Genomic DNA, 15,436 nt, shown 5'->3' on the forward strand with positions numbered 1-15,436 from the left:
CATGAACGAGTTTATGAACGTCAAGCAGGTGGCGGAATACCTCGATCTCAACGAGAAGAAGGTCTACCAGCTCGCCAACGAGGCGCGCATCCCCGCCACCAAGGCGACCGGCAAGTGGCTGTTTCCCCGCTCCCTGCTCGACCGCTGGCTGCTCGGCAGTTGCCACGAGGGAGTGATGAACGACCGGCTGCTGCTGGCAGGCTCGGACGACGTGCTGCTCCACTACGCCAGCAGCCGCTTGGCCCAGCAGCTCGGCACCCAGGCACTGGTGGGCTACACCCCGTGCGGCACCCGACAGGGGCTGGCGATGCTGGCGCGCGGCCATGTGGATCTCTGCGCCATCCACTGGGGGCAGGCCGAGGAGGCGCACCTGCGCCACCCGGCGCTGGTGCAGCAGTATCAGGGCCACCGGCAATGGGTGATCGTTCATGGATTCAGGCGGGTGCAGGGGCTGGTGCTGCGGCAAGGGCTGCAACCCAAGGAGGCGAAAGAGGCGCTCGACTGGCGCTGGGCCATGCGTCAGGAAGGCGCTGGCAGCCAGCGCGCCCTGCAGGAGTGGCTGCAAACCCAGGGGGAGTTGCTGACCCGGCTGGAGCGCACCCTCGAGGTCAATAGCGAGCGGGAGCTGGCTGCCGCCATCAGCCGCGGCGATGCGGATGTCGGGCCCGGCGCCCAGAGCACCGCCACCGAGTTTGGCCTCGGCTTTATGCCGCTGTCGCAGGAGTGCTTCGATCTGGTGATGCCGCAGGGGGTCTTCTTTCGCACCCTGCTGCAACAGCTGATCGGCTGGCTGCAATCCCCCGAGGGGCGCGAGCTGGCGGCACGCCTCGGCGGCTATGACCTGACCCAAAGCGGCAAGCTGGTGTGGAGTCCGCAGTAAATAACCACTCACCCACCGACAAAACAGCCCGCCAACCATGTTGACTGGCTGTTTTTATCACGGGCCTTTTTATAACAGCCTCAATCGCTTGTCTCACGCCCCTCGGCATTGAGGGCGATGCGCCACCCTTCCAGTTTCGCGGGCTCACTGCCGCTGGGCAGCAGGGCGTGGCTGCGCAGCCGCACGGTAAAGCAGCTCCCCTGCCCCGGGGTGGAGTCCACCAAAAGCTCCCCACCCCAGCGACTGATAATGCGGTGGCTCAGTGCCAGCCCCAGCCCGGTGCCGGTGGCGCGGGTGGTGAAGAAGGGGTCAAAGATCTTGTCGATAATGGCCGCCTCGATGCCGCTGCCGTTGTCGATCACCCGCACCTCGGCCCCGCGCAGCTGACCCAGTTCATCGACCCAGTCGCGGCTCTCGACCCGGATCTCCCCCTGCTCTCCCAGCGCATGGCTGGCGTTGACCAGGAGGTTTATCAGCACCTGCAGCAGCTGCTGGCGATCCGCCTCGATGGGCTGCTGGGCCCTGAGATCGGCCACCAGCTCCACCTGCTGCTGGCGCAGGGCGGAGCGCACCAGGGTCAGGCTCTCCTCGATGATGGGGTTGAGGTGCTGCCACACCGGCGCCGTCTCGTAGTCGCCGGGGCGCGAATATTGCAGCAGGCTGCGGGTGATGGCACGAATGCGCTCAATCTGGGCCAGCACCAGCGCCAGCTCCTCGCTGACCGGCTCGGCCGCCTCCCCCAGCTCCAGCTTCATCAGCTCCACATTGCCGAGGATCACCGCTAGCGGGTTGTTGATCTCGTGGGCCACCCCGGCCGAAAGCTCGCCAAGGGCTGCCAGCTTCTCGCTGATCAGCAGCTGCTGGCGCGCCTCGGTCAGCATATGAATATGATCTTCCAGCTCGGCAGTCTTGAGCTCGAGACTTTGGGTACGCTCGGCCACCTTCTGCTCCAGCTCGTCGGCGCTGCGAGCCATCTGCTGCTGGTGCGCTTCTTGCCTGTCCAGCATGGCGTCGAACTGGCGACCGAGTTGGGCCAGCTCGTGGTCAGGGTCGAGGGCCAGCGGGCCGATGCGAGCCGACTCCCCGGCCTGCACCTGCCGCACCACCTTGTGCATCCGCTCGATGGGGGAGAAGAGATCCCGCGCGCCGCGATAGACCAGCAGGCCGGAGAGCAGCAACAGCAGCACTACGCCGGAACCCAGCTCCACCAGATTGGTGAGGTAGGTGCGGATAATGGGCCACTCGAGAAAGCCCACATAGAGCATGCCGAGCCGCTCGCCCCTGGCTCCCAGCAGCGGCTCGTAGCCAGAGACATACCAGGCGTCGTGGACGAAGGCGCGGTCAACCCACATCTCCCCCCGCCCCAGCACCTGCTCGCGCACTGGCGGCGAGACCCGGGTACCCACCGCCCGGCCCACCTGACGGCTGCTGCTGACCGGCACATTGGTGCTCACCCGCAGATCGTCGAGAAACAGGGTAACGGTGCCGACGCTGCCATCCGGCAGGGTATTTTTGGCAAACACCTGCCCCTTGAGCTCATCCACCAGCCGGGTGCTGCCGTTGACAAGCTCGCCCCCCTCCAGCACGGCCCAAAGCGATCCGTCGCGGCCCATCACAGGGGTCAGTGACAGACTGATCAGCCCCCGGTCCTCCACCACCCTGGTGCCATCCCGCTGCCACAGCACGGCCCGCTTGGCCAGTTGCGGGGAGAGGGCGAGCATCTCCTGCTGCGACCAGACCACGAAGTGGCTGACGCTGCGCCCGGCCGTGAGGGCGGCGCGCTCCTGCGCCGTCAGCTGATCCAGCTCGGGGCCACGGCGCAAGCGCAGAAAATCGAGACCATAGTTGGCCGCCAGCGGCATCACCCAGTCATGGAGCTGATCCGGCGATTCCCGCAGCCGAAGCTGAAAGGCCCAGGCATCGCGCAGATGCTCGAGATGCTCGGTCTGGCGCTGTTGCTGCACCGTGATGGCGTGGTGGGCCACCCCGAGATCGCTGCGCACCGTGGTGAGCAGGTTCTGCCAGCTGTAGGTGAGGGTCCAGTAGAGGGTGAGCGCAATCATGCCCACCAGGGTGAGCATGATGGGTACCGAGGTGAGCAGCAGCAGGCGCCAGCGCACCTTGGTGCGCACGCAACGGGGCAACAGGGCACGCATGCAGCGGGAGAGCAGGGTCAGTTTCATCGCCACCCCATCCAGTCAGCCTTCCTCATTCGATGGCCCACTCCTTGAATTTGCGATCCAGCGTCTTGCGCGCCACCCCGAGCACCCGGGAGGCGGCCGACTTGTTGCCATCATGGCTCGCCACCACCTGCAGGATGTGGGCTTTTTCTACCTCCGCCAGCGGCCACGCTAGCGGATAACCCTCCTCGCTCGCCCCCGGTTCGGCGGGCTTGCTGCTCTGCCAGTAATCCGCCGGGGGCTTGCCCAGCAGCAGGCAGCGCTCGATAAGGTTGCGCAGCTCCCGCACGTTGCCGGGCCAGGGGTAGGCCTGCATCGCTACCACATCCTCGTGGGTCCAGCTCAAGGAGCCCATCCCCATCTCGGCGGTGAGCTGGCGGGTAAAGTGGTGTACCAGCGCGGGGATATCGTCGATCCGCTCCCGCAACGGGGCCACCGGCAGCGCCACCACGTTGAGGCGATAGAAGAGATCTTCGCGAAAGCGGCCCGCCTCCACCTCGGCCTTGAGGTTGCGGTTGGTGGCAGCGACGATGCGCACATCCACCGCCAATTCGCGCTCGGCCCCCACCGGGCGGATGGCCTTCTGCTCCAGCGCCCGTAGCAACGAGGCCTGCATGGCGAGCGGCATTTCGCCGATCTCGTCGAGAAACAGGGTGCCCTGATGGGCGACCCGGAACAGGCCGTCACGCCCCTTGCGGGCGCCGGTAAAGGCCCCCTGCACGTGGCCGAACAGCTCGCTTTCCAGCAGCTCCGGGGCGATGGAGGCGCAGTTGAGGGGCACAAAGGCCCCCATCCGGCCGGAGAGTTGATGCAGGGCGCGGGCCACCAGCTCCTTACCTGTGCCAGACTCCCCCTCCACCAGCACGGCGGCGTTGGAGGGGGCCACTCTGGCGATGAGCGTCTTGAGCTCGCGGGTCTTGGCACTGTCGCCAATCAGGGTGGGCGGGAAGAGCTTGCTCACCTCCCGGCGCAGCAGCAGGTTCTCCCGCTCCATCTGGCGGCGCTCGATGACTCTGTCCACCGCCTGCACCATCTGATCGAGGTTGAAGGGCTTGAGGATAAAGTCGCTGGCGCCGAGGCGCAGCGCCTTGAGGGCGGTCTCCATATCGCCAAAACCGGTCATGAAGATGATGTCGCTGCGGCGGGTGGCGGGGTCTATGGCCTCGTGCCACTCGATGCCGGAGCGCCCCGGCAGCCGGATGTCGGCGATGATAAGGTCAAAGTGAAGGCGGCAGCGCAGGGCTTCCGCCTCCTCCACGCTGGCGGCAGTCTCAATCTGGGCAAAACGCTTGGCCAGCGCCTTGGCCAGAAAGCTGCGCATGCCGGGCTCATCGTCAACGATAAGCAGGGAGAGGGCAGACCAGCGGCTGGGAGGGAGTGTCATGGAAAAAAGTACCTCGGATGCACGTACGGTCGGTGAATGTCCCGATAACCGGAACCTTAGTGGGACATTTTGTCCTTACCGTATCAAAAGCACCAACACCAATTATTAAAAGCGATAACAAGCTCACCTAATTGATTCTAATAAGCTTCTGTTTTTAAACGGCAAACCGTGAATGCAGCGGCAAAGGAACAGTTTGGCACCCTGCTTGCTTACTCTTGCCCTCTCCTCAGCCACCCTGAAAAAAGTTGCATCACGATGACGATAAAAACCAGCCTCAAACGTTTTGCCCTCTCCCTCGCCGCCAGCCTGCTGATCGCCGGTGCGGCTCACGCCGAAGCGGATACTAATGCCACAAAAGCGCCGATCCGCCTCGCCACCACCACCAGCACCGAGCAGTCCGGTCTGCTGGGCTGGCTGCTGCCCCAGTTCACCAAGGAGACCGGTTATCCGGTGCAGGTGATGGCGGCCGGTACCGGCCAGAGCCTGAAGATGGGCGAAAATGGCGACGCGGATCTGGTGATGACCCACGCCCCCTCTGCCGAGAAGAAGTTTGTCGATGCTGGCTTTGGCATCGAGCCGGTACACCTGATGTACAACGACTTCGTTATCGTCGGCCCGGCGAAAGATCCGGCGGGTCTGGCCAAGCTGCACGACGCAGCCAAGGGGCTGCAAGCCATCAAGGATAAAGGCCAGACCTTTATCTCCCGCGGTGACGAGTCCGGTACCCACATCAAAGAGAAGAGCCTGTGGCAGGCGGCTGACGTCAAACCCGAATTTGCCGGTTACAAATCCATCGGCCAGGGGATGGGCCCGACCCTGACCATGGCCTCCGAGCTGGGCGCCTACACCCTGACCGACCGCGGCACCTGGCTCGCCTATCAGAGCAAGCTGGATCTCGCCGTGCTGCTGGAGGGTGACAAGCGCCTGTTCAACCCCTATCAGGTGATCCTGGTCAACCCCAAGCGCTACCCGGATCTCAACACCGAAGGGGCGCGCACCCTGAAAAACTGGCTGGTCTCCGAGCATGGCCAGAAGCTGATCGGCGACTTCAAGGTGGCCGGTCAAGCGCTGTTTGTGGCGGATGCCAACGGGAAATAATGGCAACCCTGACCCCTGCGATGAGGTTGATGGCCCTCCCCCGGTTCGCTGAGGGAGGCGCCTGATGCCGACCCTGCTCGACACGACCGTATTGACGGCCCTCGCCCTGCACGATGAGAGAGAGGTCTGATGCCGACATTGATCGACACGACATTGGCGGCCCTCGCCCTGCTGTTCAGTGGTGACACCGAACTGTGGCAGGTGGTGGGGGTCTCCTTCTCCGTCTCCTGCATCGCCCTGCTGCTGGTGCTGGTGCCCGCCTTGCTGCTGGGCTTTGCCCTGGCCTATCTGCCGCTGCCCGGCCGCTGGCTCTGGCTCTCCTGCATCAATACCCTGCAATCGGTGCCGACCGTGGTGATTGGCCTCTTGCTCTATATGCTGCTGTCGCGGGCCGGCCCCTTTGGCGACTGGAAGCTGCTCTTTACCCAGCAGGCGATGGTGGTGGGGCAGATGCTGATCGCCTTCCCGGTGATCGCCACCATGGCCCACGCGGCGTTTGTCCAGAGCGATCGGCGCGCCTGGGAAACCGCCCTGACCCTGGGGGTCTCCTGGCCCAAGGCGCTGATCGGCCTGATGCACGAGTGCCGCTTTGGCCTGCTGGCCGCCATCATCGGCGCCTTCAGCCGTATCGTCACCGAGGTGGGCTGCTCCATGATGGTGGGGGGCAACATCCTGCACTTTACCCGCAATATCCCCACCGCCATCGCACTGGAGACCCAGAAAGGGGCCTTCACCCAAGGAGTGGCGCTCGGCATAGTGCTGCTCACCCTCGCCCTCTTGCTCAACCTGCTGCTGACGGCGTGTCGCGGCCACAGCTATCTGAAGAACTGACCATGCCCCCACTGTGTATCAACAGGAGTACCCCATGGCCCTGACCGCCCACCAGCTGACGATGCGCTTTGGCGAGCGCCAGCTGTTCGAGATTGACCGGCTCGCCATCGCACCGGGGGATGCCATCTGGCTGCATGGAGCCAACGGGGTGGGCAAGACCACCTTGCTCAAGATCCTGGCGGGGCTGCTCACCCCCACCCGCGGCCACACCAATCTGCCGGGGCGCTGGCAACAGCGGCTCAACCGGTTGCTCAAGCGGGATCTGGGGCCGGGCCGGGTCACCTATCTGCACCAGACCCCCTATCTGTTCGATCGCACGGTGCACGACAACGTGGCCTGGGCGCTCGATAAACAGCTCGGCAGCGAGATCCGGGTGTTCGAGGCGCTGCGCCGGGTCGAGCTGGAGGGGCTGGCACGGGAGCACATCAGCATCCTCTCGGGTGGCGAACGGCAACGGCTGGCGATGGCACGCGCCTGGGCGCTGCAACCGGCCTTTCTGCTGATGGATTAGCCCACCGCCAATCTCGACACACATTCGGTTGCCCTGATGGCCGCATTGGCGCAAGATCTACGGGAACATGGCAGCGGCCTGGTCGTCATCAGCCACCAGAGCAACGCCCTGACCGACCTGTGCGAGCGGCAATGGACCCTCGCCCGTGGCCAGCTGCAAGAGACGACCCCTTTAAAAATCATCGAGCGACATGACTTCAAAAAGCGACAGCCACTCTGATCCCGTTGCCGTATCAGCAGTGATCCTGGCAGGAGGCCGCGCCACCCGGATGGGGGGCGAAGACAAGGGATGGGTAGCACTGGCGGGACGCCCTCTTATCGACCACGTTCTGGCACGGCTGCGCCCCCAGGTGGATGAGGTGCTGATCAACGCCAACCGCAGTCAGGCCCGCTATCAAGCGCTGGCCCCGGTCATCAGCGATGACAACAACGACTATCTCGGCCCGCTGGCGGGCATGCAGGCAGGTCTTGCTGCCGCCCGTCACGACTGGGTGCTGTTCGTTCCCTGCGATGGCCCCGCCCTACCGCTGGATCTGATGAGCCGCTTTCGCGCCGCCCTGACCCCGGATACCGAGCTGGTGGTAGCCCACGATGGCGACTGGCTGCAACCCGTGGTCGCCCTGCTGCACAAATCCCTGCTCCCCTCCCTCACCGCCGCGCTGGCAAAGGGAGAGCGCAAAATCGATATCTGGTTTGCCCGCCACCATATGGCGGTGGTGAGCTTTGCCGATCAGCCGGATGCCTTTATCAATCTCAATAGCCCTGCCGAGCTGGCCGCCTACGAGGCCCGTCTGCTTGCCCCGGCTATCGACCCCCAACAAGGAGTCACCTCATGACCCCGGCCCCCACTCTTCCCCTGCTCGGCTTCGCCGCCTGGAGCGGCACCGGCAAGACCACCTTGCTGGAGCAGTTGATCCCCCTGCTGGTGGATCGCGGCCTGCGCATCGGGGTGCTCAAGCACGCCCACCACGACTTTGATATCGACCAACCGGGCAAAGACAGCTATCGCCTGCGCAAGGCGGGTGCCCAGCAGATGATGGTGGCCTCCCGTCGTCGTCATGCTCGTATCATTGAGACGGAACTGGCCGAAGCTGATTTTCGCCAGCTGCTGGCCAGCTTCGATCAGACAGAGCTCGATCTGCTCTTGGTCGAGGGGTTCAAGCACGAACACTTCCCGAAAATCGAGCTGCACCGCGCCGAGATTGGCAAGCCGCTGCTCTTCCCCGAAGACAGCGACATCATCGCGCTGGCCAGCGATCAGCCCCAACAGAGTGGCGAACAACAGCAGACAAGCCTGCCCCGCCTCGATATCAACGATCTGGCGGCCATTGCCGACTTCGTCTGCCGCTGGCTTGACGGCTGCCAGAGCAAGGAGCCTGAGGCGGGCAAGGGCTTTCTCTCGGTCGAGGCGGCCCGCAACGCCATTCTGGCGGCCCTCACCCCGAGCAACGCCTGCATCGATAAACCGCTGGCCCAGTGCCACGGCGCTGTGCTGGCCGCAGATCTGATAAGCCCCATCAATGTGCCACCCCACGCCAACTCGGCGATGGATGGCATTGGCCTTCGTAGCGACGATCTCGCCACCGGTCGCTGGCAACTGGTGGGGGAAGTGCTGGCAGGCCAGCAGCGCCACGAGCCTGTGCTGGCCGGTCAGGCGGTGCAGATCATGACCGGTGCCCCGCTGCCCCCCGGTGTGGATACCGTGGTGATGCGGGAAGAGACGCTGATTGAAGGTGAGTGGGTCACGGTCACCGCCCCAATCCGGGCAGGGCAGAATGTGCGCCTCGCCGGGGAAGATCTCGCCAAAGGTGCGGTCGCCATCCCGGCCGGTACCTGGCTTGGCGCCCCCCAGCTGGGGCTGGCGGCATCACTCGGTCAAGCCAGTCTCACAGTGCGCACCCCGCTGAAAGTGGCGCTGTTCAGTACCGGTGACGAGGTGCAGGCGCCGGGCGAGCAGCTCGCCCCCGGCCATATCTTCGACAGCAATCGCTTCACCCTGATGGCCCTTATCCGCGCCGCCGGTTGTGAGGTGATGGACCTTGGCATCATTCCCGATGACAAAACCATCCTGCGCCAGCAGCTGGAGCAGGCCGCCGCCAGCGCCGATCTGGTGCTGAGCTCGGGCGGGGTCTCGGTGGGCAACGCCGACTTTATCAAGCTGGTGCTGGCGGAGCTCGGCCAGATCGATTTCTGGCGCATCCAGATGCGCCCAGGCCGCCCGCTCGCCTTTGGCAAGCTGGGGCAGACCCCCTTCTTCGGCCTGCCGGGCAATCCGGTAGCGGCGATGATCTGCGTGCTGCAGTTTGTCGAGCCCGCCATCGCCCGCTTGCAAAGCAAGCGGTGGCAGCCGCTGCGCCTCTCGGCACTGGCGGACGAGAAGATGAAGAGCCGCCCGGGGCGCACCGAGTTTCTGCGCGGCATCTTCCATCAGGACCGCAACGGCCAGCTGCGGGTGCGTACCACAGGGCCGCAGGGCTCCGGCATTCTGAGCTCCATGGCCGATGCCAACTGTCTGATTGAAATCGTACCGGATCAACCCGGGATCGCCGTTGGCGAGCGGGTCTGGATCCATCCCCTGCAGGGACGACTGGCCTAAATCCCGACGGGGCGTCGGCCGGATGCACGGCGCCCCGTCCCCCACCTGACAGGAGGCAGACCGTGCGTCTTGATGCCCCCCTCTCCCGACTCGATCTGCTGGTCTATGGCCGCTACCGGATCGTCCATGGCCTGCGCATTGCGCTCGCCTTTATGCTCACCTTTCTGCTGACCCGCGAGCTGAAACTGCCGGAGAGCACCTGGCCGCTGATAACCTTGGTGGTAGTGATGGGCCCCATCTCGTTTTGGGGCAATGTGCTCTCCCGCGCCCTGCAGCGGGTGGTGGGCACCATCTTCGGCGCCAGTTGCGGGGTGGTGGCGCTCTATCTCGAGATCTACTCCCTGCCACTCACCCTGATCTGGTGCGGCTGCATCATGTTCCTCTGCGGCTATCTGGCCCTCGGCAAGCGCCCCTATGTGGGGCTGCTGATCGGCATCACCCTGGGAGTCACCATGGGGGCCATGCCGGGGGATATAGAGACGGCGCTGTGGCGCAGTGCCGACGTGATACTGGGCTCCCTGCTGGCGCTGCTCTTTTGCAGCATCTATCCCCAGCGGGCTTACAGCCACTGGCGGCTGCAACTGCACCAGATCCTGCAGCAGTCGGGGCGGCTCTATCACACCCACCTCTCCCCCAATGTGCTGGAGCGCCCGCGCCTCAAGCACAATCTCTCCCAGTTGCTGGCCCAGACCGGCAAACTGCGGGCCCTGCTGGCCCCCGCGGCCAAGGAGACACGCCACAGCGTCGCCCTGTTTGATGCGGTGCAGGTCACCATGCGCAACACCCTCTGCACTCTTGAGATGCTGGCCAACACCTACTGGAACGATCGGGAGAGCCACTTCCTGATGCAGAGCACGGCTGCGCTGCAAGCCTGCCATCTGGCCACCGAGGAGGCGATCAACCAGCTTGCCCTGATGATGCAAACCGGCGATGGTCGCGGGGCCGATGCCGCCATCGCCCGCCTGCACGAGGTGGCGACCCAGGTATCGCTGCCGCCCAACGCAGAGGCGGCCATCAATGGTTACCTCTGGCTCAACGTCCAGCTGACCGAGCAGCTCACCCACCTGCGCCGCCTGCTGGGGCTGATCCTCACCCCACCCCATCGCAAGCAGCCCGATTAGGCCCAATGCAAAACGCCCCGCAGTTGCGGGGCGTTCTTGTCGGCATAGGCACTGATGATCAGGCCGCCGTGCGGGCGTTCTCGCTCATCTGCTCCAGCTCTGCGCGGCTCAGGGTAGAGACAAAGCGGCCATCGAAGTAGATATCCATCAACTCGCCACGCTTCTCGCCACGCATCATGCTGCGGCGACCATCCAGATAGTGCACCTCCATCTGGGCGGTATGCTCGTCCGGGTAGCTGATCTCCACCTCGCGCACCCCTTGTGGCAGCATGGCCAGCGGCACCGTCTTGAGGGCCGGATCCAGATGCTGGTTCACCTTGATCACCGGATTGGCCTTCATGTCCACCACAGCCGGAGATTTGCCGGTGATGGGGTTCTTGCCAGACCAGAACTCGATGGTATTGAAGACGAACAGGTCAGCGGTCGCGGCCAGACCGTAGACAGGGGAGAGCAGCATAAAGACCCCGGCACGAGCGTAGCGGTTATCCACCACGCTCAGGTTGCCCTTGGTGACCATGCCGGAAAGCCCCATCTGCCCCATACAGCCGCCCAGACCCATGCTCGCGACCATAACCAGCAGGGCCATTGCCCGCCCCTTCTGTTGTAATGCCATCGTGTTCTGTTCCTACTCTGAAATAAATGAGGCGGCAAGCCTAATCAAGGGGCCAGAAGAGGACAATTCACAATGGCGGGACGATACAGGAGGGGTTCAGATTGGCATATCAAGTGCGCAATAAATAAGCACCGATGGAATAATCATCCATTCGGTGCCTCGTTCAACAACCAATAACCGTCAGGAGCCGATGGCCAGATTGGAGACTGTCTCGGTCACATTGATGGCGCCCTGCTCGATCTGTGACATCACGCCACTCACCTCGCCGATCTGCTCCTTGCCACGCTGGGCACTGGTGGCCACCTCATTGATGTTGCCGGTGATCTGGGCCGTCAGTTCGCGGTTTTTCTGAACCACGCTGGCGATCTCGCCGGTCGAGAGGGAGGTGCGCGCAGCCAGCTGACGTACTTCGTCGGCCACCACCGCAAAACCGCGCCCCTGATCGCCGGCCCGGGCTGCCTCAATGGCGGCGTTAAGGGCCAGCAGATTGGTCTGCTCGGCAATACTGCTGATGGTCGATACGATGGCTTCAATGCTTTTCGACTGCTCATTGAGCTGGCCAATCAGACCGGAAGTGCGGCTCACCTGTTCGGAAATGGCGCTGGAGATGGCAACCGATGCCGCCAGCAGTTCAGACCCGGTTTCGGCAAAGCGGGTGGTCTCCTGCGAAATGGTCTGGGCTATGTTGGCCGCCTCGCTCACTGCCTGGGCGCGCTTGATCCGCTCTGTCACCTCACTGGCAAACTTGATCACCTTGACCACCTTGCCGCTCTCATCCTTGATGGGGTTGTAGGTAGCCTCCAGCCAGATCTCGTTTCCGTGGCTGTCACGACGACTGAACAGCCCCGACTTGAGCTGGCCGTGGGCCAGATCGTCCCAGAAGTGGGGTTGCTCGCGATAGAAGCTCTCATCGCAAAACAGCCTGTGATGCTGCCCCTTGAGCTGCGAAAGGGAGTAACCGACGCAGGAGAGGAAATTCTGATTGGCCGTCACAATCTCCCCCTTGGGGGTGAACTCGATAATGGCGAGTGCCCGATCGAGTGCCGAGATGATCGCTTTCTGACGACTCAACTGCTGATAACTCTCGGTAATATCGGAAGCAATCTTGACCACTCTGACCACCTTGCCCTCAACCTTGACCGGGAAGTAGGTCGCCTCCAGCCACAACTCCCTGCCATGTTTGTCAATGCGCTGGTAGATGCCACTGTGGGAATGCCCCTGACGCAACTGCTCCCAAAACTGGGCATAGGAGGATGACTGGGCGTAGTGGGCATCACAAAAGATCCGGTGGTGTTTACCAATCACCTCCTGCTCGCTATAGCCCACCACACTCAGAAACAGCGGGTTCGCCTCGAGGATCTCGCCGCTTGGAGTGAAACTGATGGTAGCGACACCGACTTTTACTGCATCAATAAATGCTTGGGCCTGGGCCAACTGCATTTGACACGCTTGTAATTCCGCTTTGAGTTTGAAGTTGAACATCTGCCCTGCCCCTCTATTACCTGGTTACAACTACGTCACATCTGCATGAACTTTAGACGAGAAACCATAGAGATAACGGGGCCCATCGATTAAGGTGCCAGGTCCCACTCCAGATAGGCCGGATTGGCGACAAAGCCGATCCGCTCATAGAGAGGGCGCCCCTGATCGCTGGCATGGAGCCACACCTTGCCCAGCTGACGCGCTCTGGCGAAGGCTGTAATGGCATCGAGCAGCGCCGTGGCGATCCCCTGCTGGCGCCATTGTGGCCGCGTATACATATTGAGCAGATACCCCTCCATCCCCGCCAGATTGCCGGGATAGGGTGGCCGTTCAAACAATGCCAGCGTCCCTGCTGCCACGATCTGTTTGCAGCCCTCCTGCGTATCGGCCTCAGCCAGCCAGGATAAAGCACTCTCTTCACTCATCGCCCGGATGAAATAGTCAAGGGTGGCCTGCCACAAGGCCGGGTCTGCCTGCGGCGTCACTAGCTCACCGACCTCACAAAACAGCTCCATGCGCAGCGCCACCAGTGCGGGAATATCTGCGGCCCTTGCCTGACGAATGATCATGGGTTGCTCCTTTTCTCTCATGGGAAATTTCGCCAGCCGTCATTATGACAAAGAGCGCCTTGTGGCGCTCTTTGTCATAGGGGAAATCACTGATAAATCAATGGCTGCGACGTGTCAGCCAGTGATCCAGGCTCAGCACACCGCCGCCCCAGATGATCAGGATCAGCAGCATCCAGCCCCACAGCTGGTGATCGTAAAAGCCACCCGCCCAGAGGGTCGGGTAGGAGATCACCGCCATGATATTGAAGCCAAACAACAGCAAGGCGGCCGGGCGAGTAAAAAGCCCCGCCAGCAGGAAAAGCGGCAACAGCAGCTCGGTCGCCGTCCCCAGATAAGCAGCCCACAACCAGGGCAGCAGGGGCACCTGATACTCGGATTCAAACAAATAGAGGGTGGAATCCCACGCCGTCAGCTTGAGCCAGCCTGAAGTGATAAAAACCGAGGCGACCCACAGCCGCGCCAGCAACAGCACACCAGCGCTGCTCCAGCGCGGCAAATCACCACTCGAGCTGGCCAGTACCAGCCATTTGTTTGTCATCATGGCATTACCTCCATATCCACCAGCAGACCAAGGGTTATCAGGCGAGTGAGATGTTCACTGGCCGCAGGGTCGGCCGCCAGCAGATCGACCAGCGCCGTACCAGCGAGACATCCCTGTAGCAGCGCCCACTCACCCACCGTCAGGGGCAAGGGGGCAACCCGGCAATCCGGCTGTTTCTTCAATGCCAGCCAGACGGGGGCATCAAGCACCTCCACCGCTTCACCACCGTGCAGCGCCATCTGCCACAGGGCCAGCACCGGATAATCACTGGCAACCAGCAGCAGATCCGTGGCCGGCAAGAGTCGCAGCCGATCCCATTGTTGCGGCGATAATGCGGCCAGACGCTCGGCTGGCCAGCAGCGTGATTCCAGCGGCAGCAGACTGGCACGCTCAAGCTGCCATTCGAACTGAGCCAACTCCTCCAGCCAGGGCAGTCCGGTTGTAGTCGGCAAGCGGGCCAACCATTGGCCAAATCCGGCGCCATAGTGCATGACGCTCCCTTCCCTGAGCGGCTCGGCCAATACGAAGCCACGGGCCGCCGCTGCAAAAAAGTCATCCCCGACCATGGCCTTGACGGCGGGATAACTGCTCGCCAGCACCTCGCCAAGGCTCAGGATGAAGTGGTTGCGATAGACCTGCAGCACAGATTCGGCAGAAAAGAGTCGGGAGCTGATGTGAGGGGAAATGGCGTCAGGCGCCCCCAGCAGACCATCGGCAAAGTGCTGTTGCAGCTGTGCCAGTTCAGCCACGGGCCACCTCCCGTGGTGCACTCATGGCACGCGCCTCATCCAGAATGGCACTGGCCTGCGCCGCCTCTGCCAGCAAGACCGGCAGCGGCGGGATCTCGAGGTCCCACTCAATCAGGGTGGGAATAGCCTGCTTGCGGCAGATCTGGCGATAGAGTTCCCAGACCGGCTCCACCACAGGGGCGCTGTGGGTATCGATATAGAGGGAGCCTTCCGGCAGCTGCTTCTCGGTATAACCGGCCAGATGGATCTCCCCGACGGTGGCGAGATCGATCGCCGCCAGATACTCATCGCAAGAGAAACCGTGATTGAAGGCACTGACATAGAGATTGTTGAGGTCGAGCAGGATGCCGCACTCGCTGCGCTGCTGCAGCTCGGCCAGAAATTCCCACTCGCTCATCTCTCCGGCCAGTTGCAGATAAGAAGAGGGATTTTCAATCAACATGCGGCAACCCAGAGTCTGTTGTACCTGCTGGATCTTGTCGCTCATGTTGCGCAGGGAGGCTCGGGTATAGGGCACCGGCAGCAGATCGTTGAAGTAACGCCCGCCAATGCTGCCCCAGCTGAGATGTTCGGAGATCCGTACCGGTTTGATCGCCGCGGCCAGTGTCGACAACTGCTGCAGATGGTGCGGATCGAGCGGGTCGGCAGAACCGAGGGACATGCCAACGCCGTGAAGACTGACGGGGTAGTGTTGCGCCAGTTTGGCGAGCACCTGAAAACCCTGGCTGTGCCGTTCGAAGTAATTTTCACTATGCACCTCCAGCCAACCGACTGCCGGCAGGGTTTGCCGGATCTCGTCGTAATGGGGAGTGCGTAATCCGATACCAATCAAAGGGTTCATCGCAAGACTCGCTTTCGCCAATCAGAGAAGATGCAGGGGGC

General features: G+C 62.9%; 14 protein-coding genes and 1 pseudogene. 7 read left to right on the plus strand and 8 right to left on the minus strand.

Annotation, left to right across the window (positions count from 1 at the left end; genetic code table 11):
* Window positions 1-13 precede the first annotated feature (13 nt).
* Window positions 14-880 (plus strand): helix-turn-helix transcriptional regulator, encoded by an 867-nt coding sequence (locus tag ACTG2J_RS15045; protein ID WP_307896826.1) that lies wholly within the window; start codon window positions 14-16, stop codon window positions 878-880.
* A gap of 80 nt (window positions 881-960) precedes the next feature.
* Here the strand turns inward: ACTG2J_RS15045 and ACTG2J_RS15050 are convergent, their stop codons facing one another.
* Together ACTG2J_RS15050 and ACTG2J_RS15055 are read right to left on the minus strand one after the other, a co-directional pair.
* A complete protein-coding gene (locus tag ACTG2J_RS15050; protein WP_162516085.1) occupies window positions 961-3,063 on the minus strand; it encodes a sensor histidine kinase in 2,103 nt (700 codons plus the stop codon).
* 25 nt (window positions 3,064-3,088) lie between these two features.
* Entirely contained in the window at window positions 3,089-4,444 is a 1,356-nt protein-coding gene (locus tag ACTG2J_RS15055) for a sigma-54-dependent transcriptional regulator (RefSeq protein WP_019446240.1), read from the minus strand.
* Window positions 4,445-4,699: 255 nt separating this feature from the next.
* On the opposite strand from ACTG2J_RS15055, the gene ACTG2J_RS15060 reads away from it, so the two are divergent.
* The 6 genes and pseudogenes from ACTG2J_RS15060 to ACTG2J_RS15085 all read left to right on the plus strand — a co-directional run bounded on the left by ACTG2J_RS15060 (window position 4,700) and on the right by ACTG2J_RS15085 (window position 10,600).
* Window positions 4,700-5,542: a substrate-binding domain-containing protein gene (locus ACTG2J_RS15060; protein WP_100653237.1), complete on the plus strand. Its 843-nt coding sequence runs from the start codon at window positions 4,700-4,702 to the stop codon at window positions 5,540-5,542.
* Window positions 5,543-5,671: 129 nt separating this feature from the next.
* Window positions 5,672-6,373 carry an ABC transporter permease gene (locus ACTG2J_RS15065; RefSeq protein ID WP_113740437.1) on the plus strand — a complete coding sequence of 234 codons (702 nt, stop codon included), beginning with the start codon at window positions 5,672-5,674 and terminating at the stop codon, window positions 6,371-6,373.
* 34 nt (window positions 6,374-6,407) lie between these two features.
* A pseudogene (locus tag ACTG2J_RS15070) lies at window positions 6,408-7,103 on the plus strand (energy-coupling factor ABC transporter ATP-binding protein).
* Window positions 7,075-7,719, plus strand: a complete 645-nt coding sequence (gene mobA / locus ACTG2J_RS15075) for a molybdenum cofactor guanylyltransferase MobA (RefSeq protein ID WP_439997638.1) — start codon at window positions 7,075-7,077, stop codon at window positions 7,717-7,719. Before ACTG2J_RS15070 ends, mobA begins: the two are co-directional and overlap by 29 nt.
* Window positions 7,716-9,479 carry a bifunctional molybdopterin-guanine dinucleotide biosynthesis adaptor protein MobB/molybdopterin molybdotransferase MoeA gene (locus tag ACTG2J_RS15080; protein ID WP_439997639.1) on the plus strand — a complete coding sequence of 588 codons (1,764 nt, stop codon included), beginning with the start codon at window positions 7,716-7,718 and terminating at the stop codon, window positions 9,477-9,479. The genes mobA and ACTG2J_RS15080 overlap by 4 nt, the downstream gene beginning before the upstream one ends.
* Before the next feature lie 62 nt (window positions 9,480-9,541).
* Window positions 9,542-10,600, plus strand: coding sequence for an FUSC family protein (locus ACTG2J_RS15085; RefSeq protein ID WP_042054492.1), 1,059 nt, complete (start codon window positions 9,542-9,544; stop codon window positions 10,598-10,600).
* Window positions 10,601-10,658: 58 nt separating this feature from the next.
* On the opposite strand, the gene ACTG2J_RS15090 is transcribed toward ACTG2J_RS15085, so the two are convergent.
* The 6 genes from ACTG2J_RS15090 to bufB form a co-directional block, all read right to left on the minus strand.
* A complete protein-coding gene (locus tag ACTG2J_RS15090; RefSeq protein WP_088868723.1) occupies window positions 10,659-11,213 on the minus strand; it encodes a DUF3332 domain-containing protein in 555 nt (184 codons plus the stop codon).
* Between the two features lie 180 nt (window positions 11,214-11,393).
* Window positions 11,394-12,695, minus strand: coding sequence for a methyl-accepting chemotaxis protein (locus tag ACTG2J_RS15095; RefSeq protein WP_270660335.1), 1,302 nt, complete (start codon window positions 12,693-12,695; stop codon window positions 11,394-11,396).
* 89 nt (window positions 12,696-12,784) lie between these two features.
* Window positions 12,785-13,264: a GNAT family N-acetyltransferase gene (locus tag ACTG2J_RS15100; protein WP_429150966.1), complete on the minus strand. Its 480-nt coding sequence runs from the start codon at window positions 13,262-13,264 to the stop codon at window positions 12,785-12,787.
* 97 nt (window positions 13,265-13,361) lie between these two features.
* Window positions 13,362-13,805 carry a DoxX family protein gene (locus tag ACTG2J_RS15105; RefSeq protein ID WP_255912169.1) on the minus strand — a complete coding sequence of 148 codons (444 nt, stop codon included), beginning with the start codon at window positions 13,803-13,805 and terminating at the stop codon, window positions 13,362-13,364.
* A complete protein-coding gene (locus ACTG2J_RS15110; RefSeq protein WP_338772219.1) occupies window positions 13,802-14,554 on the minus strand; it encodes a DNA-binding domain-containing protein in 753 nt (250 codons plus the stop codon). Before ACTG2J_RS15110 ends, ACTG2J_RS15105 begins: the two co-directional genes overlap by 4 nt.
* Entirely contained in the window at window positions 14,547-15,395 is an 849-nt protein-coding gene (bufB, locus tag ACTG2J_RS15115) for an MNIO family bufferin maturase (RefSeq protein ID WP_439997640.1), read from the minus strand. The genes ACTG2J_RS15110 and bufB overlap by 8 nt, the downstream gene beginning before the upstream one ends.
* Between the last annotated feature and the right edge of the window lie 41 nt (window positions 15,396-15,436).

This window comes from Aeromonas sp. 6P (genome assembly GCF_051919525.1).
GTDB classification, from domain to species: domain Bacteria; phylum Pseudomonadota; class Gammaproteobacteria; order Enterobacterales; family Aeromonadaceae; genus Aeromonas; species Aeromonas veronii.

Excerpts from the sequence above, each read along its gene's own strand:
- ACTG2J_RS15065 (WP_113740437.1), top strand. The coding sequence starts at position 5,672 with ATGCCGACATTGATCGACACGACATTGGCGGCCCTCGCCCTGCTGTTC.
- ACTG2J_RS15105 (WP_255912169.1), bottom strand. The coding sequence starts at position 13,805 with ATGATGACAAACAAATGGCTGGTACTGGCCAGCTCGAGTGGTGATTTG.
- mobA (WP_439997638.1), top strand. The coding sequence starts at position 7,075 with ATGACTTCAAAAAGCGACAGCCACTCTGATCCCGTTGCCGTATCAGCA.
- ACTG2J_RS15050 (WP_162516085.1), bottom strand. The coding sequence starts at position 3,063 with ATGAAACTGACCCTGCTCTCCCGCTGCATGCGTGCCCTGTTGCCCCGT.
- ACTG2J_RS15045 (WP_307896826.1), top strand. The coding sequence starts at position 14 with ATGAACGTCAAGCAGGTGGCGGAATACCTCGATCTCAACGAGAAGAAG.
- bufB (WP_439997640.1), bottom strand. The coding sequence starts at position 15,395 with ATGAACCCTTTGATTGGTATCGGATTACGCACTCCCCATTACGACGAG.
- ACTG2J_RS15060 (WP_100653237.1), top strand. The coding sequence starts at position 4,700 with ATGACGATAAAAACCAGCCTCAAACGTTTTGCCCTCTCCCTCGCCGCC.
- ACTG2J_RS15080 (WP_439997639.1), top strand. The coding sequence starts at position 7,716 with ATGACCCCGGCCCCCACTCTTCCCCTGCTCGGCTTCGCCGCCTGGAGC.
- ACTG2J_RS15095 (WP_270660335.1), bottom strand. The coding sequence starts at position 12,695 with ATGTTCAACTTCAAACTCAAAGCGGAATTACAAGCGTGTCAAATGCAG.
- ACTG2J_RS15100 (WP_429150966.1), bottom strand. The coding sequence starts at position 13,264 with ATGATCATTCGTCAGGCAAGGGCCGCAGATATTCCCGCACTGGTGGCG.
- ACTG2J_RS15055 (WP_019446240.1), bottom strand. The coding sequence starts at position 4,444 with ATGACACTCCCTCCCAGCCGCTGGTCTGCCCTCTCCCTGCTTATCGTT.
- ACTG2J_RS15090 (WP_088868723.1), bottom strand. The coding sequence starts at position 11,213 with ATGGCATTACAACAGAAGGGGCGGGCAATGGCCCTGCTGGTTATGGTC.